The organism is Pseudomonas sp. LBUM1648, assembly GCF_059716145.1.
On the sequence record NZ_CP166808.1, the window covers coordinates 3,207,870 to 3,228,002 of the forward strand.

At 52.6% G+C, this 20,133-nt stretch carries 22 protein-coding genes and 1 pseudogene; 11 read left to right on the forward strand and 12 right to left on the reverse strand.

What is annotated here, in order from left to right:
• The first annotated feature begins 1 nt into the window (after position 1).
• From ACA043_RS14685 to ACA043_RS14700, 4 genes and pseudogenes are all read left to right on the forward strand, one after another.
• A complete protein-coding gene (locus tag ACA043_RS14685; RefSeq protein ID WP_497659572.1) occupies positions 2-874 on the forward strand; it encodes a TniB family NTP-binding protein in 873 nt (290 codons plus the stop codon).
• Entirely contained in the window at positions 871-1,602 is a 732-nt protein-coding gene (locus ACA043_RS14690; RefSeq protein ID WP_497659573.1) for a P-loop NTPase family protein, read from the forward strand. The genes ACA043_RS14685 and ACA043_RS14690 overlap by 4 nt, the downstream gene beginning before the upstream one ends.
• 1 nt (position 1,603) lies before the next feature.
• Positions 1,604-2,032 (forward strand): annotated as a pseudogene (locus ACA043_RS14695) (hypothetical protein); the annotation flags it as partial.
• Between the two features lie 135 nt (positions 2,033-2,167).
• The gene (locus ACA043_RS14700; protein WP_497659689.1) at positions 2,168-2,665 is read left to right on the forward strand and encodes a hypothetical protein; all 498 of its coding nucleotides are present in this window, start codon (positions 2,168-2,170) and stop codon (positions 2,663-2,665) included.
• A 180-nt stretch (positions 2,666-2,845) separates the two neighbouring features.
• Here ACA043_RS14700 and ACA043_RS14705 read toward each other — a convergent pair whose 3' ends face one another.
• Positions 2,846-3,319 (reverse strand): XRE family transcriptional regulator, encoded by a 474-nt coding sequence (locus tag ACA043_RS14705; RefSeq protein ID WP_497659574.1) that lies wholly within the window; start codon positions 3,317-3,319, stop codon positions 2,846-2,848.
• 330 nt (positions 3,320-3,649) lie between these two features.
• Here ACA043_RS14705 and ACA043_RS14710 point away from each other — a divergent pair, with 330 nt between their 5' ends.
• The 3 genes from ACA043_RS14710 to ACA043_RS14720 all read left to right on the forward strand — a co-directional run bounded on the left by ACA043_RS14710 (position 3,650) and on the right by ACA043_RS14720 (position 4,885).
• Positions 3,650-4,054 carry a DUF6957 family protein gene (locus ACA043_RS14710; protein ID WP_497659575.1) on the forward strand — a complete coding sequence of 135 codons (405 nt, stop codon included), beginning with the start codon at positions 3,650-3,652 and terminating at the stop codon, positions 4,052-4,054.
• Positions 4,055-4,126: 72 nt separating this feature from the next.
• Positions 4,127-4,507 carry a hypothetical protein gene (locus tag ACA043_RS14715; RefSeq protein WP_497659576.1) on the forward strand — a complete coding sequence of 127 codons (381 nt, stop codon included), beginning with the start codon at positions 4,127-4,129 and terminating at the stop codon, positions 4,505-4,507.
• A gap of 15 nt (positions 4,508-4,522) precedes the next feature.
• Positions 4,523-4,885, forward strand: coding sequence for a hypothetical protein (locus tag ACA043_RS14720; protein WP_497659577.1), 363 nt, complete (start codon positions 4,523-4,525; stop codon positions 4,883-4,885).
• An 804-nt stretch (positions 4,886-5,689) separates the two neighbouring features.
• Here the strand turns inward: ACA043_RS14720 and ACA043_RS14725 are convergent.
• Genes ACA043_RS14725 through ACA043_RS14735 form a run of 3 tightly spaced genes read right to left on the reverse strand, consistent with a single transcriptional unit; the run spans position 5,690 to position 11,683 of the window.
• On the reverse strand, positions 5,690-7,978 hold the full coding sequence (locus ACA043_RS14725; protein ID WP_497659578.1) for a DEAD/DEAH box helicase: 2,289 nt from the start codon (positions 7,976-7,978) through the stop codon (positions 5,690-5,692).
• Positions 7,953-9,248 carry an ATP-binding protein gene (locus tag ACA043_RS14730; protein ID WP_497659579.1) on the reverse strand — a complete coding sequence of 432 codons (1,296 nt, stop codon included), beginning with the start codon at positions 9,246-9,248 and terminating at the stop codon, positions 7,953-7,955. The genes ACA043_RS14725 and ACA043_RS14730 overlap by 26 nt, the downstream gene beginning before the upstream one ends.
• On the reverse strand, positions 9,245-11,683 hold the full coding sequence (locus ACA043_RS14735) for a tellurite resistance TerB family protein (protein ID WP_497659649.1): 2,439 nt from the start codon (positions 11,681-11,683) through the stop codon (positions 9,245-9,247). Before ACA043_RS14735 ends, ACA043_RS14730 begins: the two co-directional genes overlap by 4 nt.
• A 65-nt stretch (positions 11,684-11,748) precedes the next feature.
• On the opposite strand from ACA043_RS14735, the gene ACA043_RS14740 reads away from it, so the two are divergent.
• On the forward strand, positions 11,749-12,000 hold the full coding sequence (locus ACA043_RS14740) for a hypothetical protein (RefSeq protein ID WP_497659580.1): 252 nt from the start codon (positions 11,749-11,751) through the stop codon (positions 11,998-12,000).
• Positions 12,001-12,136: 136 nt separating this feature from the next.
• On the opposite strand, the gene umuC is transcribed toward ACA043_RS14740, so the two are convergent.
• The gene (umuC, locus tag ACA043_RS14745) at positions 12,137-13,417 is read right to left on the reverse strand and encodes a translesion error-prone DNA polymerase V subunit UmuC (protein ID WP_497659581.1); all 1,281 of its coding nucleotides are present in this window, start codon (positions 13,415-13,417) and stop codon (positions 12,137-12,139) included.
• Positions 13,404-13,835 carry a LexA family protein gene (locus tag ACA043_RS14750; protein ID WP_497659582.1) on the reverse strand — a complete coding sequence of 144 codons (432 nt, stop codon included), beginning with the start codon at positions 13,833-13,835 and terminating at the stop codon, positions 13,404-13,406. The genes umuC and ACA043_RS14750 overlap by 14 nt, the downstream gene beginning before the upstream one ends.
• A 98-nt stretch (positions 13,836-13,933) precedes the next feature.
• Between ACA043_RS14750 and ACA043_RS14755 the strand changes: the two genes are divergently transcribed.
• Positions 13,934-14,644: an SOS response-associated peptidase family protein gene (locus ACA043_RS14755; RefSeq protein ID WP_497659583.1), complete on the forward strand. Its 711-nt coding sequence runs from the start codon at positions 13,934-13,936 to the stop codon at positions 14,642-14,644.
• 197 nt (positions 14,645-14,841) lie between these two features.
• Positions 14,842-15,207, forward strand: coding sequence for a histone-like nucleoid-structuring protein, MvaT/MvaU family (locus ACA043_RS14760; protein ID WP_497659584.1), 366 nt, complete (start codon positions 14,842-14,844; stop codon positions 15,205-15,207).
• A 123-nt stretch (positions 15,208-15,330) separates the two neighbouring features.
• Here the strand turns inward: ACA043_RS14760 and ACA043_RS14765 are convergent, their stop codons facing one another.
• From ACA043_RS14765 to ACA043_RS14785, 5 genes are all read right to left on the reverse strand, one after another.
• A complete protein-coding gene (locus ACA043_RS14765) occupies positions 15,331-15,675 on the reverse strand; it encodes a DUF6572 domain-containing protein (RefSeq protein ID WP_497659585.1) in 345 nt (114 codons plus the stop codon).
• Between the two features lie 169 nt (positions 15,676-15,844).
• On the reverse strand, positions 15,845-16,405 hold the full coding sequence (locus tag ACA043_RS14770) for an S-type pyocin domain-containing protein (RefSeq protein WP_497659586.1): 561 nt from the start codon (positions 16,403-16,405) through the stop codon (positions 15,845-15,847).
• Positions 16,390-16,899: a hypothetical protein gene (locus tag ACA043_RS14775; RefSeq protein WP_497659587.1), complete on the reverse strand. Its 510-nt coding sequence runs from the start codon at positions 16,897-16,899 to the stop codon at positions 16,390-16,392. The genes ACA043_RS14770 and ACA043_RS14775 overlap by 16 nt, the downstream gene beginning before the upstream one ends.
• A 214-nt stretch (positions 16,900-17,113) precedes the next feature.
• Positions 17,114-17,245, reverse strand: coding sequence for a DUF2256 domain-containing protein (locus ACA043_RS14780; RefSeq protein WP_497659650.1), 132 nt, complete (start codon positions 17,243-17,245; stop codon positions 17,114-17,116).
• Positions 17,246-17,971: 726 nt separating this feature from the next.
• Positions 17,972-18,394, reverse strand: coding sequence for an arsenate reductase ArsC (locus ACA043_RS14785; RefSeq protein WP_497659588.1), 423 nt, complete (start codon positions 18,392-18,394; stop codon positions 17,972-17,974).
• A 231-nt stretch (positions 18,395-18,625) separates the two neighbouring features.
• On the opposite strand from ACA043_RS14785, the gene ACA043_RS14790 reads away from it, so the two are divergent.
• The gene (locus tag ACA043_RS14790) at positions 18,626-18,835 is read left to right on the forward strand and encodes a hypothetical protein (protein WP_497659589.1); all 210 of its coding nucleotides are present in this window, start codon (positions 18,626-18,628) and stop codon (positions 18,833-18,835) included.
• A 307-nt stretch (positions 18,836-19,142) separates the two neighbouring features.
• Here the strand turns inward: ACA043_RS14790 and ACA043_RS14795 are convergent, their stop codons facing one another.
• Positions 19,143-19,943 carry a CHAD domain-containing protein gene (locus tag ACA043_RS14795; protein WP_497659590.1) on the reverse strand — a complete coding sequence of 267 codons (801 nt, stop codon included), beginning with the start codon at positions 19,941-19,943 and terminating at the stop codon, positions 19,143-19,145.
• Positions 19,944-20,133: the final 190 nt, after the last annotated feature.

A 20,133-nucleotide genomic window follows, 5' to 3' on the forward strand; every position in this document is an offset into this window, starting at 1 on the left:
AATGGACGGGGAACATTTGCATGAGAGCCGGCGTTACGCTTTGATTCTGTCAGATGAGGAACGCTGTAAGATTATTCGGCAGGATATTAAGGTCAACACCGAACACTTGCTTACCGTGTCTAACATTGTCGACAACATGCTTAGCATCGAACGCGGCAGTATGGAGGCTCCGTGTCTAGTCGTATCTGCCGGATCTAACCATGGGAAGACTACAATTTGCAATGCGGTCAGGGGGAAAGATGAATCTTGGCGTCATAAAATCAGGTATGTGACCTTTGTTAAGGATACTGGGAAGACAAAGCCTATGGTGAAGCTCTTGTCGGCTTTGGGCATGGAACCTGGGAAAGCTGGAATCCCCATTAGCATGGTGGCCGAATACTGTATCGCTAACGATATTCGCGGTGTGTTTATGGATGAGTTTCACGACTCTATCAAGGGGCTTTCTAAGGGCGAGCAGGATACGTTTCTCTCCTTGCTGAGGGGCTTATGTGGGGCGCCTGCTTACCTAAGCTTTTTTGTTTTCGGTATCGATGAGGCCCTCAATGCTCTCGCAATTGACTCACAGTACGTCCGCCGATTTGAGCTCTACGAGCTCACTCCCTGGTCGAAAAACGATGCAGAGTATCTTAACTTTTTGGATACTTGGGAGGAGATCGTTCCACTTGCAAAGAGGTCACATCTTTCTTCTCAGGCAATGTCTGACTATATCTATGCTAATACTTTGGGGATTATAGGAAATATTTGCACGTTGCTCCGAGCGGCCGCTTGCTTGGCAGTAATATGGGGCGATGAGAAAATTACACTTGAAAGCTTGCAGGCTGCTACTCGTTCGAAGTGGAATACCCGTGTGCGACCAAAGGGTATTGTCGAGTGAAATATTTATCGTGCCCAAAACAGTATCAAGCTGAGCAGAACGCCTTGGCAGGCTTTTCCGCTAACATACCAACTATTTTAGGAGGAGAGACCTGGACAGGTAAAACCACTGTTGCCAAGCGGTTGCTTAAAAATGCCGATCGGGCAAACGTTTATACTGCTTACGTGCCTGGGAGTTTCACCAAGGTATATCGCAACGTGGGTTTGGCATTTGCGTCAGCGCTAGGCCTACCTCTGACTAGCCAGTTCATGTCATTTCGAAATATCGAATGCTCACTTGAAGATATGATTGGCGGTCGGGAATTCCGTCTAGTGTTTGACGATGCCAGCGTCCACTTTGGCGGTGGTAAAGAGCAACGGAACGCTTCTCTTGGATTGGTGCAGACCCTCCAGAGACGTTTTCCGAACATCAAGTTATTGTTAGTTTCTGGGCCCAATATTTTAGACGGTGCTCTGAAAGAGATCATAGGTAAAGAGATACGCTATGTCGACATCGGTGTATGGCAGTATGACCAACAGTATCTTGCATTCATTAACCAAGTTGGGAAGGCATGTGGCTTCAAGCGCTCGCAAATGGCCAATGACGACTTCACAAAAAATCTTCTGGATAAAGCTCATGGTGCCAGCGGCGCCCTCATACAAATTCTACAGATATTAGCGCGAAACCCCTTGTACAAAACTTGCCCATCGTTGCCCGTTGAGAGCCTACGTAATATGTGGAAATTTTGAGTTGTTCGACGAATTTTCATCAGGGAGACCGCCCCGTTTCATCCTGGGAGAGACACTTCTTTCTTGGGTGATGCGGTGCTTGGGCCAGAACAAGCTCCGAAACCCTCATTTATTTCGGAGTACAATTAACCAGTGCCTCGCTCCCCCAAAACGAGTGGTGCCCGGTGTCGTGAAGTCTTGGCCACCTCCAGTCTTTGAGGACATCGAGTTTGATCTTGATACCATGCTATTTAAAGTTGTGCATGACACTTATGGTACCGGAGCGAATGTCTTAAGAAAGCAGTTTGCTGCGCGCCAGTCAGGGTTGCTTGACATCCATTTCCGGCACACATACTGCTCTGCTTGTCTTCTCGAAAGTATGGTGACGACTGGTTTTCCAGTCTGGCGTCAATCTTGGTGCTACACGACCAGCGTATATTGCGTTGAACACCGACGCCCATTGATGAGACCGCGGGATACTTTTACACCTGAAAGACGTATCTGGGATGCGTACCTCTATTCAGCAGGTGAGCGAACAGGGCAGAGCTCTCTCTTTGACCGGCGAATTGCGGGAATCGCAATACGCATGCAGAATTGGATTGAATCGTTGATACCAGGGCAGGAGCTCACCGAGGGAGTGGAAGCGCTGTATGGACTGTTGCTTGCGAAGCGAACGGCGTTTGCACCTGGTGGGATAGCGTCAGTGGGGTTTTCTCGCGCCCAACATGTTTTGTGCAGACTAAATCTGGATCTGCATGAGCGCATCGAGTACGGATTGAATGACAGTGATCCGTACCAGCGGATGGGGGCTTTGCTATTGATCGGATGGTTAAGCGGTATGGTTTCACCGGCAGAAATCGTCTACTTGGGGCACCATGACCATTGCGTCCGCAGAACGCTGCCACCCTCACCGCAGCAATTGGGGCGCATGGTAACTCTGAACTTAAGTGCAGAGGAAGTGATGGTCGTTCGAGAGAAACTGGTCAAGTTGGGGGAGACATCGTCCACCCTGATATCGAGTTTTTTGGAAGGTTTTCACGAAGCCATATCCCGCTCCTTATGTTCAAGCTGGGCAAAACGTTGAATCGTCCACACGTTACTGGGCCAACTCATTCCGCAGGCGGTGAGATCTTCAAGACCGCCAATACCGGAGCGCCGCTAAACACCGTCATCCAGGCAGCGCTGGAGTGAAGACTTCAGCCATCGTCCTCATTCATGTGCCGCTCTTGACAAATTACTTCGCCTGCGGTCGGAGATACCTCGACTATCTCTTTCTCCAATACTCCCTCACCGACGTCAACGCCAGCCCCAGGTGCGCCGCAGCCTGCTGTTGCGTCGCACCTTCCGCTTTGAGTGCCAGTACCGCTCTCTCGTTATCTGCGTTTAGCGGCTTGCCGCGTCCACGTTTTATCAGGTTACCGTCAGCATCGAACTGATCGCTGAGTACCTTCATGCCACCCTCAGCTTCGAAGGCCGCTACATTGGTCAATGCACGGCCAATTACCGTGAGTGGCTGCTCACCCTGGCGGTGGGCAATGCAGAGGGTAAGCATCGCTATGGGATCGAGGCCAAGGGACTGCGCCAGCTCGTCAAATTGCTCGACGGTGATGCTGGTCTGTGCGTTCTCAAGGGCACTGACTTTACGTCGGTGGGTCGCATCCGAGACGTCAGCGTACCTGGCGCGCCGGACGAGACGGAGCGCCCTAAGCACACCTGCAAATGCGGTTCTCAGTTCCATGACTTTCTCAAAAGTCAGGATATAGCCATAACTGAGCTTTACGGATAAACGTCAATATAGTGTATTATCCGTACTTCTGGGCGTACCAGAGTCGGTAAGCAGTGGTTTGAGGGCGGGGCAGGACGGCGCCAATTCCAATAAGCAGGGGCATTCAAAAACCGGTATGTCCATGGGGGGCACGCCAGCTCTAGAGGTAGTCACAGACCTCGAGCGACCAAGGATCGTGATAAACCAACCTCGTTTGTTTGAGGTCGGTTCCGGCCTACAGCTGCACAGCCTTTGAGGGCGCGCGTGGTGAACGCAGACAATGCATCAACGGAGATTTAGCAGTTGAGTACAGATCAAAAAGAATGTGATGACGAACTAATCGGTGGCCCCGGTGAACCACTCCAGGGCTCTATGGACACAGATGAGCAACTCATTGAACTCGTCCGAGCACTGTATCCGTACAAGCCGTACTGCTTGGTTGAGAACTGGACAATTTTCAACGTGGACGTAAGCGAAGAGGAGCTGAACAAAATCCATGCGGCCGGGCAGCTTCCAATGATTCTGTTTGCTCACAATGTTCGCTTTGATAGTGAGCGGCGCTTCGACGTGGGTGACTGGGTGCGTAGCACTTTTGCAACCACGTTTGAGGAGGGGTTCCTCTTTGAAACAAGGAACACGATCTACGTGTTGAAAGGGCCCGGTTACGAAAAGTCAGCAAGTCTCAAGACGGTTCTCTCTTTTTTCTAGCGTGAAATCGGTTCAACGATTGAGGTTGAGATGTTCGGAACAAACGTGACAGATAGGGCCGGAGTCGCAGGAATGTTCGGCGAAGGACATGCGCATTGGTTTAAGGTCTCGCGATTGCTCCCGACCCACTGGTACCACATTGATCTAAAAATTAGAAACGAACACCGTATGACCCCCGTGGTTGAAATGGTCGGAGATGAATTGGGGTTTAAGCAGGTTCTTGAGAAATGCGGTGAGGATGTAGTCCTCAAGGAGGTACAGGCAATCACTCCCGCTTGGATGAACAAGACTGATGGGTGGCGCATGGAAAGGCTGGTCGGTATGTCGATTGGCCTCGATAGAAACGGCATTCAAGTGTGCCTTCTGGAGGTAGCGAGTGGGGAGGTGTATGCAGACGTTCATGACCCTCTGTTTTGTGTCGACTCCTTAGTTGAAGTGAAGAAAATCTTCTAAACCGAGATCTAGACCATGTCGAACGCTACAGAGATCGAATTTCACTCCAGGCATCTCACGGATTTTCATCTGCGCAGAATCCTACGCGCAAGCAAGCATCTGTATGGTGAAACCATCACTGCCATCCTGAGCGACGTTTTCGTATACGCAAATTCAGCGGTGGGTATCGTTTTTGGTCACGTGGATCAAGGGCCTCACGGACGCTATGCAGATGGTCACTTTTTGCGCACCAGCGATATCAGCCAAGTGCAAAAGGAAGGACGATTTTGGGTGCTGACCGCGCAGAATTCCCGATACGTTGTCGCCTCTTTCAAGCGTGATAACGGCAGAGCTAGTTTTAGAAACTTTCTACGACGAGCTGAATATAGTTTTCACTAGACGAGCTCTCATTACGTGCGACGCTCGAGAAGGCTGCTGGCCGCTAGTGGTTTCTATCTGATGATCCGCGAAATTACGAGTTTGAAGGAATATTGTTCATGTCCATGTTCAGCACGGTTGCTCCGGTTGCGGTTCTGCCGTCTTTAGATAGTTCAGAAGACTCTCGCTCCCACCATCTCGGATCCTAGTGTCGATGAGATCTACTGTGTCCGGGTTGGCGCGGTCTTCTCTTGGCTCTTCGCGATACCTTGCAGTCGCATCTAACGCGGCATCCTGACGTCATGCGGGTGACTGTCGCCCAGATCAAATCTAAATTTGGCGAGCTTCATTTATTTTATGACGGTGGGGATGCGTACCGCCGTGGAGCAGTTGATTTGGCAGCCGGGCTTTCGCTGAAAACTTGTGAGAGGTGCGGGGCTCCTGGCAGCCTTTTCAGAGGGCAGTGGCTCAGCACATTGTGTTCGGCCCATGCCGTTGGCATTACTCAGTTGTAACCGTGACGACTGACTGACTTTTTGTCGGGGGGGCGAGCCGCTATTAGCGGCCAGGCTGTCGTGAACCGGGCCCGGCGTCCCGCCATGTCCCGGCCCTCCGGGCGTCCATCCTTCACGCCTTCGGCCTAATCGGCCTGAGCGCTCCGCTTGCTAAGTAATAACCACAATCCCGCCATGCTCAAGGACAGCTGTTAACCGTAAAATGAAGCTAACAGCCAAACGCCTTCGCACGATTGACAGGTTCCGACTTTGCTCTCGCCAGGCGGCCGGATTTACGCATGTGCACCACCTGCGCTAGGTCAGCTTACCGCTAGTGGACGGTCGGGCTTTCGAATGCGTTTCCACCGTGCAGCCATCGAGTAGTAAACAACTTTGCAAACTCTACTGCACCTTTGAAATTCAACTGAGATGACGCATAGGATTTCATGAGCAGGGAGCGGGGGAGAGCCCAGTCCCACTTCTCCTTTATTAGATTCTCGACTCCATCCAGTAACGCCTCAATATCGTCGGGATCCAGTTCCGCAATTCTTGCGAGGGCGTCAGCGACACTTTTTTGTGAGCCGCCGAGCGACAATGCAAGGCCCGAGCTCTCGCAAGACAGTCCTACATAGTTGAACATGAGCACTAGAGCGTCGTTGGTTTGGTCGCCACGCCAAGTCAACAAATGAGTTTTCGAGTCAGAGCCGTAGGTGAATTCATTTGCTAGCCCGAGAGATCTGAAGGATTTACGGGCTTCGCTCATTAGCTGCTGCGCTTTGCTATCGATGAAGGGGCAGGGCGTAGTTTCGGTCAGTACGGCCCGCATCTCCTCTCTCACATGGTCATGTACCATCGCACCAAGCCCGTCGAATTGGGGTGGCTGACCGCCCCGAGCGGCGGTTACGACGATCACCTTTTTTTCTATATCTACATCCAGTACGCGCCAACGCCGGCCACCAAAGATAATCCGCTGTCCCTTCATTAGAGGCCGACTGACAGGTATTGACCCAAGTGGCTTGCCCTCGCGGATAAGCCTGAATTCTTCATCGCTGGTGAAGGCGCTATAGAACTCGTAATGGTTGATCAGCCGTTCGCCGACTTCTCCCGGTAGTAAGTGACCTGAGCTGTCCTGCACGATCAGTTTCTTCACGCCGAGCTCCTTCAGTAGAGCAAAGAAGTCAGGCTTGGAAATGCTTTTAAATGTCCCGCTTTCAACCAGACCACCCCATAGCTGCGCCGCGCTGGCTCCTCCTTGCTGTGCGATTACTGATAGAATTTGTTGTACTAATGTCGAGGCATGCAATCCCTCAGCTCTAGGCGGCTCAAACCAGTTGCCAGTCAGCAGCCTGATCATGGCGATGGTTTGGACGAGGTTTTGGCGAAGTAGGTCAGATAGCAACGATTGATCTGTAAGCTCACGTTCCTGACAGTACGCCCGGAGCGTAGCCGGTTCATCGTTCCGGCGACCTGACCGACCTAGACGTTGGCGCAGGCTTGCGACTGATGGCGGAGAGCCTATCTGGACGACTGTCTTGATGTTGCCTATATCTATCCCAAGCTCCAACGTAGTGGTGCATACAGCGGATGCTGGAGGCGTACCGGCCTTGAGCGCGCGCTCCGTGTCTTCTCGCAGGTCTTTCGATAGGCTGCCGTGATGGGGAAGAAACTCATTGGGCATCCCGCTGATCTCACAGAGCCGCCGCAACCGATCCGCGTACCACTCCACCTCTTGCCGGCTGTTGGGGAATATCAGGTTGTTACTGCCGCGCAGCACTTTGTACATGTGCGCAGCGATGGCATGCCTGGAGCCAGATTCGTCTTCCTCTTCGTCTCCATCGATGTCTTGGTCGCCGTCAGCGGCTGGTAGTTGTACTTGGCGGAGCTTTTGCATGGGCGGCATCATGTAGCCACGCACTTGCACCTGAAGATTTTGACCGGATGATTTTGATTCAATCACCTGAATCCGTTGAGGGTGCCCGGGCCTGAGAAACTCACTCGCGAGTGACATATCCCCCAGCGTGGCGGACAACCCGACTCTGGGTAGGGCCTTTCCGGCGACAAGCTCTACACGCTGCATCAATGACTGGAGCTGCTTACCACGCTCGCTGCCAATGAAAGCATGTAGCTCGTCGACCACGATGTAACGCAGGTTCTGGAAAAGCCCGGCCAAACTAGAGCCCCTGTTTACGAACAATGCTTCCAGAGACTCAGGAGTGATCAGCAGAACGCCTTTAGGAGACTTGAGAAACTTGTGTTTTTTGCTTGCTGACACATCGCCGTGCCATGCCACAACAGGGAGATCCAGTTGCTCACACAGTCGACTCAGTCTGTCCCACTGATCGTTGATGAGTGCCTTCAGTGGGCTGATGTAGAGGACAGCACCTGCAGGGTCGGGGTGATTCATCAGGTTTGTGAGGATGGGCAGGAACGCGGCCTCAGTTTTACCCGCAGCTGTTGAGGCGGCGATGATCACATCCCGGTCAGCATCGACTAGCGCTGAAATCGCCCATTCCTGGGCGTCCCGCAATGCTGTCCATCCTTGGGCCCAAACCCATTGTTGGACGGCTGGATGCAGGCGCTCGAAAGACGAGGATTCAGAGTTTGAAACTGGTGAGCTCATCGTCTGCCTCGATGCTTAGATCCTGCATGGCGCCGTCGTCTTGAGCAATCTGGACAGAGCCTACTAATGCACGCCAGTCCGCGCCGGGGTTCTGCTCCAGTACGGCGAGCAAGTTGATGAACGCCGTAATAGTCGTACGTGGCGTCCGGAAGTAGGCTTCCCCCAATCGTTGATTGCAGTGCGACATGAATGCAGGAATTGCCTCATCTGGCATCAAATACTTGTCCGGGTCGCCGTAGGCATAAACGTTACGCAGCTTTTGAAGCAGTACGTAGAAGTCTTCCGGAGTCAGGCTGCTCAGGCGGATTACGGGCCCGGACAGGTCGATCAATCCAGATTTGGCAAACGTGTTTTCAGCAAGCCGTGACTGCAAGGCAGGGTAGCTGTAAAGCCCGCGACGCGTGTCCATCAAAAACTCTGGTGTACCGCCGAGGACGAAACCTAGACCCTCAGTGGAGCCTTGTAAGGAATCATTTAAAATCCGCAAGATCTGCTCGTAGTTGGCGTTGCGTGCCTGGGTGTTCGCTAGCTTGTACAGGTTCACAAGCTCGTCCAGACAAATCATGAGGCCGCTAAACCCTGCAAGCCGGACGAACCGCGACAGCAACTTCAACTGATCGTAGACCGATGCGTCATCAATGATTGTTCGGACACCAAGCGCCGCACGAGCATCTGTTCTAGTAGTGAATTCTCCTCGCAGCCATCGAATGGCATCTGCCTTCAGCTGCTCGTCGCCTTGTTCAAACCCTTGGCAGTATTTGGCAATTACGTCGGCGAAATCGTAGCCGTTTACCATCTCAGTGAGTTCGGCCAGAAATTCGCGAATGACTATTTCGCTCTCGACACCTCGCGTTTTGGCTTCAGATTTGGCTTGGGAAATGAATTTCTCAACAATACCCTGCATCGCGCCACCGTCCGGTTTCGTCCGGGTGGACATGTTTTTAGCGAGCTCGGCATACAGGGAGCGTGCTTGTCCTCCGGATGCATGAAGCCTACGGTCGGGATTCAAATCGGCGTGCATTGTGACCAGCTTTCGCTCCATCGCAATGCCTCTGACAAGGTTGAGAAAGAAGGTTTTCCCCGCACCATATTCGCCTACAACGACCCTAAAAGCGGAGCCGCCGTCAGCTAGTCGATCTATGTCTTTCAGAAGAGCGTCCAGCTCTTTTGCTCGACCCACCTGAATAAGATGTTGGCCCGCACGAGGAACTACACCGGCTCGCAATGACTGGATGACCGCATCGCGATCTTTGGGGCGTATCGTGCTCATAAGGCTAATTCTTCCAGGATATCTGGGTTGATCTCGATGGGGTCATCCCCCTCGGAGACTGGCATGTCGAACCGTTCAAACGCCATGTCGTTGATGTGCTCGAGAGCACCGTCCAGCATGAGTTCCATATCAGTGGCAACATCTTCCAGCTCTTGGCGGCTCCATTCTCGGCGTGACACGATCATTCGCAGAAACGCTGAGTGTTCTGTGTCGAGCCCATGCACAGTCGCCGTATGATCACTCGGCTGATCCCTGATACTGACTTTCACGATAGGCGGTTCTGGAGATTCATCATTGAATACCTCTGCCAGCAATGCTGAAACCGCTGCCGTCTCGCGTTGGAGCTGCGCAATTTTGTCCATGTCCAAATTGAAGCCTTGGGAGGCATCATTAATGCTTGGCGTACCACCGGCCTGTTTGGGACTAGGGTAGGCACCAAGTGCGGACGCGGCGGAAGAATTCCTAGAAGGGGTGATGGCCGCGCCGTGTAAGTCCCCGTAAAGCAGCTGTGGATCCAGCTCAAGTGTTTTATACACGCGTTCCAGCAGCCGGACTTCCTGAGGCGAAACGTTTCCGTCAGCTTGAGCGAGATGAGCTAGGAACCCAGCTATGGTGCGTTTGGCGTCGGCACTCAGAGGGCTTAACTTTTTCTTTAGGCTCGCCAGTGTAGGCGGCTGAAGAATTTGGATTTGCAGGTGGGCTTTGAGCCGTTTCTGATGAGATACGCGAAGATGACTCCAGGAATCGATATGCCGCCCTAGCTGGGTCATCTCATCGCTTGAGCTTTCACCATCTACGGCCGCAACCGCGCTTGCCAAATCCAGTGTTACTACAGCAGCGTGATAGTCCGAAGTTGTCCGTAGGCTTCCATCATCGTCACTCGTCGCGAACAATACGATCGTGTCCGAATTTTTGGGAGTACGGCTACCGGATAGTACATCTGGCTCAAAGCCGATATTCAAAGACTCGAGGGCTCTAGCCAAGGCTACAATTGTTCCACGAGGCAAAGCTCCTGAAGATCCAAAGCGACCTGCCAGATCCCCAAAAGTCATCACCAACTGCTCATCCCCGACTTGGAGTTGCAGTTCAGCGATTGCATCCTTCGCCGCTGCCGGCCATAGGGCTACGGGCAGTTGCAGGATACCCTCCAGATTTGAGGCTCCTTCAGGGTTACGACCTAGGTATCTGCTGTATGGGTCGAGGACTATCGTGCACTCGTCCACTATAGCCTGCAGCTTGTTACGCGTTGCCGACGTAGCGGAAACATCCGGTATATCACCCAACGCAATTTCGGGAGCACTCAAGCGCGAAGAGGCGGATCGATAGGCGATTTTGAGCAGAGTCTTATTTTGGGTAAGCACAAGGCCCTTCGGATAAAGGGCGGAATATCGGGCCACGAACAGCTGCGCAAACTGATCCGCGCATCTGCTCACAGCAGTGCGGCGGCTGATGTTAGGGTCTGACTGCACCCAAGCCATTGCCCACGCCGCGTTCAGGGGATGTTTGTCCAAAGCCATTTGGCCTAATGCCAGTCGTAGCGCAATCGGCAGTTCAAAGCCATTCGACTCAAATCGAGGCGGTGCATTCAAGTACATCTGCGGTTCCACATTCATGAGTTGGATGTGGTTCAGCAGATTCGACGCGTAGTTTCGAAACGATGAGTTGTCCCCGTAGAGGGTTTTAAGACGCTCAATCTCCGCTGCGATGGTGGGGAGTTCCGAGCGCGCGGCCTCATCTGTAATTGAGTCAACGATGGCCCGACGCTCGAGACCGTAAAAGAAGATGAAGACATACCCTATATCCACACTGGGTGCACAGCGGCCCTCGGACAGCCATTGCAGGTATCCACGTCGTGCTGCAGGAGAAATGCTGCTGTAACTCGGCCAATATCCGGTTAGCTTCTCAGTGAGATCCACACGCGCAGCGTGCACAGTCAACTCGCCGTCAATCAGCGAGGGCTCTTGGTTGAGCGCCCGATCTGCTCTCTCAATGAAATACACCAAGCCAACCTTAAGAGCCTGTCCACCGACGATGATGGTTTCATCTTTTCCAATCCATCGCGCTTTCGGGGTTAGGGTTTTAGGTTTGGGAATCGTGAATTGCTGCTCAGGCGAGCTCACCCTGATCGTATGGAAATCTGAGCCAGCGCGGTCTCCGCTGATCACATCAACGCTGATTTCAGTTTTTTGCTCGTGATTTGACAAGGAGGCGGTCTGACCTAATGAGTCGGCTAGGATATTCGTTTTAAGGAGAGGAGGGCGCTTCGGTGACTCTGTGAGAGACTTTTTTATCAGCCAGATAAAGCAAGCGATTCCGGCCAAAAATACGCCTGTGAGCCGCATATTAGATGGGGCAGCTGCGAAGGCCACGACCAATATCAGTATCAAGATCACCGCGCTCGACATGCCTAGGCTGCTTTTTTGCTTCCGTGCCATCAGGCGCTCCATAAAGTTCGGCTGGCTTATTGGCAGTATCTGCATTTTTTCGATTGACGCCAAGCATGGCACTTGCTGTCCGGTTATCGGTGAAAGATATGCGACCGCTGATTACCGCCGGCATAAATAACTTTGGGATTGTCCTCGGCGTTGAAGATACACTTGCCGACCCAATCGCCGCTGGGCTTTTGGTGCCTATTTTGAATGACTTTGAAGGGCCTAAATGCCGCTTAGTCTTGTGTACATGGCTGACCGACAACGAACTGCCAACCTCAAAGCCTTTGTGGAGGAAGCAGTCGTTTTTTTTGAAACGCTGAAATACGGATAATCGTTGATAGCGCTATGGCCCGTTTAGTGGGCCATGGACACGGACTGAGCAACCGTAGAGTGCTGGTCTGCTTTGGGTCGTAAACAGATGGTTACGATATCCCGTTTACGCATAGTACTGCCCTGCTACATAGCCTTCACCGTCCACAGCTGATCCACCTTCGTGGTGTAGCTCTGACTCATCCGCTCCCGACGCATCGCCCAACTTGGCGCCACCGGAACACTGGCAACTCGTAGAACTCCCTTTCCCCAGCGGCCATTGATCTCATCCAGAACGCTCATGACCTTGTCTGCCATCACCGGCTGCGAGTGCGCGAACAGATCATCTGTGAATTCCCCTGGCTGTCGTAGATCCATCAGCAGAACCTCCGCCTTGCTGTACTTGAAGCCCGGTCGGAAGAGGCGATTGACCGCTTCGGTTGCAGCCTTGGTCATGAGTCGAACGTCGTTTGTCGGGTAGGGGAGTTCGACCAGTGCGCCGTTCGCGTACTTCGCTTCTTCGGGATTGAACATGCCTGTCCTGATACTCACGCGGATCTTCTTGCACAGCGAGTTTTGCGCTCTGAGCTTCTCCGCCGCGCGTTGGGTGTAGGTGGCGACGGCCTCCTTGATCGGCTCGATCTGCATGAGCCGGGTGCCGAACATCCTGCTACAGCAAATCTCTCGCTTGGGTGAGTCAGCATCACCTAATTCCAAGCACGAGGTGCCGGCAAGCTCGCGAGCAGTTTTCTCGATCACCACACTGTATTTCTGGCGAAGCATCGTCGGATCAGCTTTCGCTAAATCCATGGCCGTCTTGATGCCCATCACTTCTAGGTGAGCTTTCATGCGCCTGCCGATTCCCCAAACTTCTCCAACATCGGTGTTACGCAGCGTCCAGTCGCGTTTGAACGGGTCGCAGAGATCGACCACGCCGCCGGTGATATCCAACAGCCTTTTGGCGGTATGGTTTGCCAGCTTCGCCAGCGTCTTGGTGCGGGCAATACCCACCCCGACTGGAATTCCCGTGCGCTTGAGGAGAGAGGAGCGCACGTGTCGCCCAAAAGCAGATAGATCGCCTGGGAGGCCAGTGAGATCGGCAAACGCTTCATCGATGCTGTAGACCTCGAGCGCTGGCACCATCGATTCGATGATCGTCATGACCCGTTCGCTCATATCGCCGTACAGAGCGTAATTACTGCTGAAGGCCACGATTCCATGCCGGCGTAGATGGTCTTTAATCTGGAAGTACGGCTGGCCCATTTTCACGAAAGGCTTGGCGTCGTAGCTGCGCGCAATCACACAGCCGTCGTTGTTGGACAGCACCACGATAGGCGTCTTTGCCAGGTCGGGTCTGAACACTCGCTCGCAGCTCGCATAGAAGCTGTTGCAGTCAATCAGGGCAAAGACTGGCTCAAGTGTTTTCATGATCGCGCACGCTGTATTTCACCACACCCCAGATCACCAGCTCATCGCCCTCCATGACATGCCTTGCCGGGTATTTTGAATTCTCTGACAAAAGCATCACGGCGTTCTCCTGCAAAAGCAGGCGTTTGCAGAATGGCTCGGAATTAAGCGCTGCGATGACTATATCGCCACTGACCGCATCGACGCTCCGATCAACGACCACCAGATCCCCTGAATAGATGCCGGCGCCCTGCATGCTGTCTCCATCAATTCTCACCAGGTACACGTGCGGCGCGCGGATGTCGAAGAGCTCATCGAGGGAAATGTGTTTTTCAATGTGATCAGCCGCAGGGGAGGGGAAGCCCGCCGGCACCCTAAATGAATAGAGAGGCAGCTTCCTACCGCCAGACGCGAGAGGGCCGAGGATGGTGACGCTCATAATGCAAGCCTTTCGAGGTTAACTGTACATGCATACAGTTAACGATTTGGTTCGCTTGCGGTCAATCTCATAGGTACGACAATTCGACGGGTGACACCATGTGCGGACGCTACTCGATCTACGAATCGATGGATCATTACCTCAAGGAGCTTGCGCCAAAGCAGCTGGTGATCAATGGCTATGACCTTTGGGCCGTCGAGCGGTACAACGTTGCGCCGTCGACGCGAGTGGAAATCTTCCGGCCAGCGGGAGAGGGCTTGAGTGTCGATAAGGTTAAGTGGGGATGGGCGCCGTTCTGGGCGAAAGGAAAGCGGCCTGACCCAATAAACGCGAGAGTCGAGACTGTCATGACCGGGAAATTTTTCAATCAGCTCTGGCCAAATGGTCGCGTACTCGCGCCGGCGAACGGGTGGTTCGAATGGGTCAAGGACGAAGATGATCCAAAGAAAAAACAGCCCTATTTCATAACGCTGAAAGAGCAGATTCCGATGTTCTTTGCGGGTTTGGCTGAGGTGCACGAAGGCCTCGAGCCGGATGATCGAGACGGCTTTGTGATCATTACCGCTGCGAGTGACCAAGGTATGGTCGATATCCATGACCGCAAGCCCTTGGTCTTGGCACCTGAGTACGCGCGCGAATGGATAGATCCCGACACCTCTCCGGGCCGAGCTCGAGAAATAGCAATGGAGCACTGCAGGCCTGTTACCGATCTTCACTGGTACAAGGTGAGCAGGGATGTGGGTAACGTCCGTAACCAGGGCCCACATCTGATTGAACCGATTTCTCTCGCCTCGGATGTCGATGACTGAGTTGAACCTCGATGTGGCGACATTGCTGGGGCTGGCGAACTCAGCCGCTTTGGGGGGGGTAACCGATCTCTATCGAACTATTCCAGATTAAAGTTTACTTATAATTATCAGCGGGGTAATTTTTGCCGCGCTACGATCCAAGCACAAATTCCGGATCTGCAATACACTCTTAGTTAATTATCAAAACGAGATCAGTCATGTCCAAACTCGCAGAGTTCCGCCAACTCGAAAAACACCTCGCCGAACAGCTCGAAGCGCTCGAAGCGCTCAAAGGTGATGCGGGCCTTAAGAAAGAAATCGAATTCGAAACGAAGCTGCGTGATTTGCTCGCAAAATACGGCTACAGCCTTAAGGACGTGATCAACCTGCTAGATCCACAAGCAGGCCGTCGCGCTCCGGTAGCAGCGACGAAAGCCAGCACCCGGAAAGCTCGCCAGGTGAAGGTCTACAAGAACCCTCATACTGGCGAGGTTATTGAGACTAAGGGTGGCAATCATAAAGGTCTAAAAGAATGGAAAGCTAAGCATGGTTCCGACACCGTCGAGTCATGGCTGACCAAGTGATTTTTGATTGAATACGAAGGGGTCTTTGACGGCCCTTTTTTGTTGTACAACGTTCAGGAAAAAATTTTCCCCGTTCGCCTTCCTTGAGCTATTTCATCAGTACGTATGGAGGAAGTCGGACGCTTATACGTCGTCTTGCTTGAGTACGAACTCAAGCCCAATGCCAGCTTCCTTCAGCACCTCTGCAGCGCGATCAATGAAGAACTCTCCTTGTTCTGGCAGCTCATATTTGCCCTGAACACGGATGATGGGAGACTTACCCAGCGCCCCCGGAATCTCCGTGTAAATCTCGCCGCTCTCAATAAAAGCTACATAAGTATTGATCTTGTCCTGGAGCAATTGCAGGTGCTTGCCTTGCTCGGATTTATCACCCCAAGCGAGGTGGTCAGAGATACCGAGAACAATCTTGTTGTTGTCCCACTTGGGGATGCCCGATATATCAATGGATTGGACGTCTGTTACTGACATCACGGCTTCTAAAATTCGGTTAGTTTACTTCGGACGCAAGATGTCTACACGAGTAGGTGGAATGACTGCCCCACCAGGAAAGCCCGGCTTGCCTTTGCCGACAATGATCCCGCCGCTTTCTTCGATTTATGGGAACGCTCGTTTCTGGTTTCTGGTTTCTGGTTTCGGGTTAGCTGTGCTGTGTCAGATGCCTTGCATTCAACACATGCGATTTCACCGTCCTTGTCTCTGCCAATGATGTCGAGCCGAGTTTTTGTGCCCGACTTTTTTTGACTGTCACCTGCTGCCCTGACTCCTCCATTTCCTCGGAGAAGTCGACGTAAGATTCTTCCTCAAATGCATCGCCAGCGGCCTTGTTGACCTCCAACTGAGTGCTGAGCACGATGTAGATTGGCTCAATTCCTGAGTCAGGGAACCAAATGATTGCGTCTTGGAACTCAGGGGGATGTGTAGGGTTCGCCAGTAGCGTGTCAGATTGTGTTGTTGGCGGATAAACCCATACGGAGGCTAGCTGCGGGGCATCTTCCAAGGCAGGGATACCCAGTATCCCATCGGGACTTGTTGCCGACGTCGAGGTGAGGCCGATTCCGTTGCCGATATCTGTAACGTAGTTCTCGCCGTCTTTCTTGGCCTTGAAGACAGGAACATTTTCCCAGTCCTTCTTGCCACCCGTGTAGAAGCCATAGGCATTAACGGAGCCGTCCGGCAAGGTTTTTACATTGACCCGCACGCGGGTTCGGCCACCATCAAGACTCGCGTACTGATCATCTTTGTAAAAGCGCTATCGGGTGAGAGGCTAGTGTTAGGCATCAGTAGTGCGATGGTGTCCACAGCAGCACCTGTCGCTGCAGCTCCTGCACTCTCCAACAGGGTAAGTAGAAGTGACCCGCCGAGCCGTTTGGCAATCGCACTGCCAGTGGTAGAACCACCTACCAACTGAAGCGATGCACCTTCCGCTGTGATTGCTCCACCATTAGCCATTACTGCCCACAGACCATAGTCAGCCAGTTTCTCGACAGGTACAAACCCAGCGGATTTCTTGTGGTCGATTACGCCGTCTGGAAGGTTGCAGCTCTTGGCGAACACGCACCCAATAGGTTCAGCTAGGACGGCTGTTTTAGGTGGGAGTTCTTTGTATTCAGCCCAATGCAGGGCATGAGTATCAACAGGTTCTACGCCGCCGTATCTATAGTCCTTTGGCGGGTTAAGTACGTAACCGCTCATGAATCATCCTTGTTCGTCCCTGAAAAGTCCTGGCCTAGAAGCTGGACTGCACTGACCTTTCCCTGTCATTGCATTTAAAAAGAATATCGAGCAAGTTTGCCTGAGTGAATGCTGGCAAAAAGCCGTAGCGGTGATGTGAAGGGTTTCTTTTGAGTGTGAACTGGATATTTGAGAGGTATAGCGTTGAAGCTCTCGTAGTTGATTTCCAACTGGTTCAGCTTTTACTGCGCCGGCAGCGCTCCGAGCAGTAGCGCACCTCATCCCAGCAGCGTGCCCATTTCTTCCTCCATGCGAAGGGCAGACCGCAGGTCACGCAAGCTTTGACTGGCAGCTCACTCTTTTTCAACATGACCCACCTTCACCAATACCTTGACGGGGCTTGCATTTCGGGGGTTGCTTGATGACATCAAGATTAGCCCGTTTGATTAGCATTATGACCTCACTCAAAAAGTGAGAGTTTATCTGCTGCGAGGCTGGCTCAAGGCGTAATCACCGACACTGTGTAGATCGTCACTGATTGCGCGGCAATTAACGCCCTAAACCTGCGCTAGATTTCCCGGGGTCGATGTGGCTCTCGTGGGCCGCAGCAAACGCACGATGCTTTGATCAAGCATGAGCGTGTGATCAGGAAACTTTTCGCGTGACTTGTTTTTGGTCAATCCAAAGCGCCGTATAAGTAATAGGGCGTCAGGTGAGATCCAACCTCTGATAGCGCCCGGTAGAGGGAAGCCAGCTGTCCAACAAGGCTTCGACTTCAGCACTGCTTATGAGATCCATTGGATATCGCTGTAAAAGGGTAGCCTGGTATTCAGCTGTTCTGATCACTGGAGAGTTACGGCTACAAAGCGCACTAATGATCCTCCTTCGTGAACTGAGGTTGGCAGCTATACGCCGAGTCTTTAGCCAGCACGCACTATTCATAAAGCCCCCTTTGAGCATCTTGGCGAAGGGAAACGTAGGTGAAGAATGTGACAGTTAGAAGGTAGAGCGATGACGATGGGTCAACGGGTTATTGGCTAACATTCTGGACGATCGTTTTTGACCGCCTTAGGCTCTGAGGCGATGGGTAGGCCTACGCTGAGGTATTTCGAGTTTTTACCGTGACGAACATCTTGATGCGATCATGGATTTCCTGGAGGGTATGGCGAAAAGGTTCAGGCTTTTCACTGGTAGTCGGATCCTCAAAATTCCAAGTAATCACCTCGTCCGAAGATGGCATCCGGGATGCCTCCTCAGATGATTTGTCACATAAGGTGACAATGTAGTGGAAATCCTGCCCCTTAAACTCATCGATAGATTTACTCCGCAGCCCACTTGAATCGACACCGATATGCTGAAGCGCTTCCAGCGTTCGCTGATCGATGTCACCAACGGCAAGCCCTGCGCTGAATGCCTCAAAGTGGCCGGTGTCAGTGTGTCTTAACAAAGCCTCAGCTAACAATGAGCGAACGTCGTTTTTCGCACACACAAACAGCACTCGGAACTTCTCTGACATGGTTATCTCCCAGTTAGAGCAGATGGTTAAGCTTTGGCCAGATCATCATTGATTACAGCAGCATTTAGAAGGCTCACGGAGTTTCTCGACGAACAGCATCGAGCCTCTGTATTAGGCGTCTAAAAGCGACCTCGCTCCAGAGGGGATGTACGGCATACCCGCGGCGCTTTCGTAACGCAATCCGGCGCAGGGCGTCTGCTAAGCTCAATTTTGTATTGATGAGGTGGCGTCATGTCAGTTCAAAACCAGCTGTCAGCTATTTTGGAGTCCCTCCACGAAAACCAGCTCGCGCTGGCGGATGCTGTCGAGTCAATAGGGATGTGGATTGATCAACGAGGCGGAACGGAAGCTTCCAGCACCATCCTGGGGGCGGTGTCGACACTCGATATCAATTCGGAACGCATCAGAGAACAAATCAATGCGCTGAAGGAGCTAGACTGAAATTCTCCCTGAAGGGAGCTCAACTCATTTCCACCCTGTTGCCCCCCCCCGCGAAAGGACTCCGAGGATGTTGATCAAAATTGAAGAGGCAGACACGGACACCGGATGGTTCGTTGTAATTGACACTTGGCGTGTTAGGTTCTCTACCTATATCGCGGCAGAGGCATTTGTTACTCGGCTGACAGATCGGATAAATGCACCGCACTCCCTGCCAGAGCATATCTATCTGGCTGACGAGGCGCTGTCATGAAGATGACTCAAAAGAGTCAGCATACTATCGGCAGACATCATGCTCATCGCGGGCTCTTTACTTGGCTGCCAACTTAGGCAGCTTTTTTTTGCTCAGCGATTTTGGGAGTTGTTCTGCTGCTTCCGACAACCGGGTCTCAGCCTCTTCAAGGGCTGCTGCTGCGCAGGCCGTCCATACTGCCTGTAATGGAAGGAGATCCTTTTCAATCGGCGCCTTCTGGCACCACTGGAAGTGATCGTGCCAATCACCCAACGCTGATTGCAAGCTTTTCAATATCTTGTTTTCGGTACTCGACAGCGGGGACAGCGCCGGAAAGGCCTCCGTCAGGTAGCGAGTGCGTTTCACCAACACCCTCAATTCGTGTCGGTCAAACTCCTTATTTTCTATCGCGACATGGAGCCGGTCGACCTGCTTTTTGATCGTTTTTTCAATACGCGGCTGAATACCCGACCATCCTCCATTGAGCTCAACCGCACGGAAACCTTGAGGCCAAGCATCAAGTGCCGCCATTAGCCGTTTGAGTGGCAAGCCGTTGAGGACGGCCCCATAGCTATTGTTCAGCCTGAGACGTCTGGGTTGTGCCAGCTGGGGTAGTTTTCTATTTTCTAGTTCTTGGATGAGGACTTCAAGATCGCGCGCTGGCGTAGTCTGCCGACCAACCTCCGCAGCTGCCTCGCTCAGCACCTGCATCTCCTCCACTGAGCGGAAAGGTCTCAGCAGGCTTCTAATTCGTCGCACGGCTATCCTTAGATCGTGTAACGCCTCACCATCCGTGCGCGCCTCAAGACGTGCATGTGCGTTGTACAGTCTCACTTGTAAACTCAGTATTTCAGCTACAAATTTGTCGGCGAACGACATGCAGTGAGCCTCCCCTGTGATCACACCTCGAAAAGACTAGCAGCAATTGGTGCCGTCTCCATTTCGCGCAACGAACGACATTGATCCCTATCAGTCGCCACACGCCTTGCTCACTGTAGCCTACAATTTTATTTCAGTTTCAAGTCAGCGCACTGAACGCAGCGCGCTCTTTCAATCCCACCCAATTAAC

Bases quoted from the DNA above. Each gene is read 5' to 3' on its own strand.
- ACA043_RS14685 (WP_497659572.1), top strand. From the start codon at position 2: ATGGACGGGGAACATTTGCATGAGAGCCGGCGTTACGCTTTGATTCTG.
- ACA043_RS14700 (WP_497659689.1), top strand. From the start codon at position 2,168: ATGCAGAATTGGATTGAATCGTTGATACCAGGGCAGGAGCTCACCGAG.
- ACA043_RS14705 (WP_497659574.1), bottom strand. From the start codon at position 3,319: ATGGAACTGAGAACCGCATTTGCAGGTGTGCTTAGGGCGCTCCGTCTC.
- ACA043_RS14715 (WP_497659576.1), top strand. From the start codon at position 4,127: ATGTTCGGCGAAGGACATGCGCATTGGTTTAAGGTCTCGCGATTGCTC.
- ACA043_RS14720 (WP_497659577.1), top strand. From the start codon at position 4,523: ATGTCGAACGCTACAGAGATCGAATTTCACTCCAGGCATCTCACGGAT.
- ACA043_RS14725 (WP_497659578.1), bottom strand. From the start codon at position 7,978: ATGAGCTCACCAGTTTCAAACTCTGAATCCTCGTCTTTCGAGCGCCTG.
- ACA043_RS14730 (WP_497659579.1), bottom strand. From the start codon at position 9,248: ATGAGCACGATACGCCCCAAAGATCGCGATGCGGTCATCCAGTCATTG.
- ACA043_RS14735 (WP_497659649.1), bottom strand. From the start codon at position 11,683: ATGGCACGGAAGCAAAAAAGCAGCCTAGGCATGTCGAGCGCGGTGATC.
- ACA043_RS14740 (WP_497659580.1), top strand. From the start codon at position 11,749: ATGGCACTTGCTGTCCGGTTATCGGTGAAAGATATGCGACCGCTGATT.
- umuC (WP_497659581.1), bottom strand. From the start codon at position 13,417: ATGAAAACACTTGAGCCAGTCTTTGCCCTGATTGACTGCAACAGCTTC.
- ACA043_RS14750 (WP_497659582.1), bottom strand. From the start codon at position 13,835: ATGAGCGTCACCATCCTCGGCCCTCTCGCGTCTGGCGGTAGGAAGCTG.
- ACA043_RS14755 (WP_497659583.1), top strand. From the start codon at position 13,934: ATGTGCGGACGCTACTCGATCTACGAATCGATGGATCATTACCTCAAG.
- ACA043_RS14760 (WP_497659584.1), top strand. From the start codon at position 14,842: ATGTCCAAACTCGCAGAGTTCCGCCAACTCGAAAAACACCTCGCCGAA.
- ACA043_RS14765 (WP_497659585.1), bottom strand. From the start codon at position 15,675: ATGTCAGTAACAGACGTCCAATCCATTGATATATCGGGCATCCCCAAG.
- ACA043_RS14775 (WP_497659587.1), bottom strand. From the start codon at position 16,899: ATGAGCGGTTACGTACTTAACCCGCCAAAGGACTATAGATACGGCGGC.
- ACA043_RS14785 (WP_497659588.1), bottom strand. From the start codon at position 18,394: ATGTCAGAGAAGTTCCGAGTGCTGTTTGTGTGTGCGAAAAACGACGTT.
- ACA043_RS14790 (WP_497659589.1), top strand. From the start codon at position 18,626: ATGTCAGTTCAAAACCAGCTGTCAGCTATTTTGGAGTCCCTCCACGAA.
- ACA043_RS14795 (WP_497659590.1), bottom strand. From the start codon at position 19,943: ATGTCGTTCGCCGACAAATTTGTAGCTGAAATACTGAGTTTACAAGTG.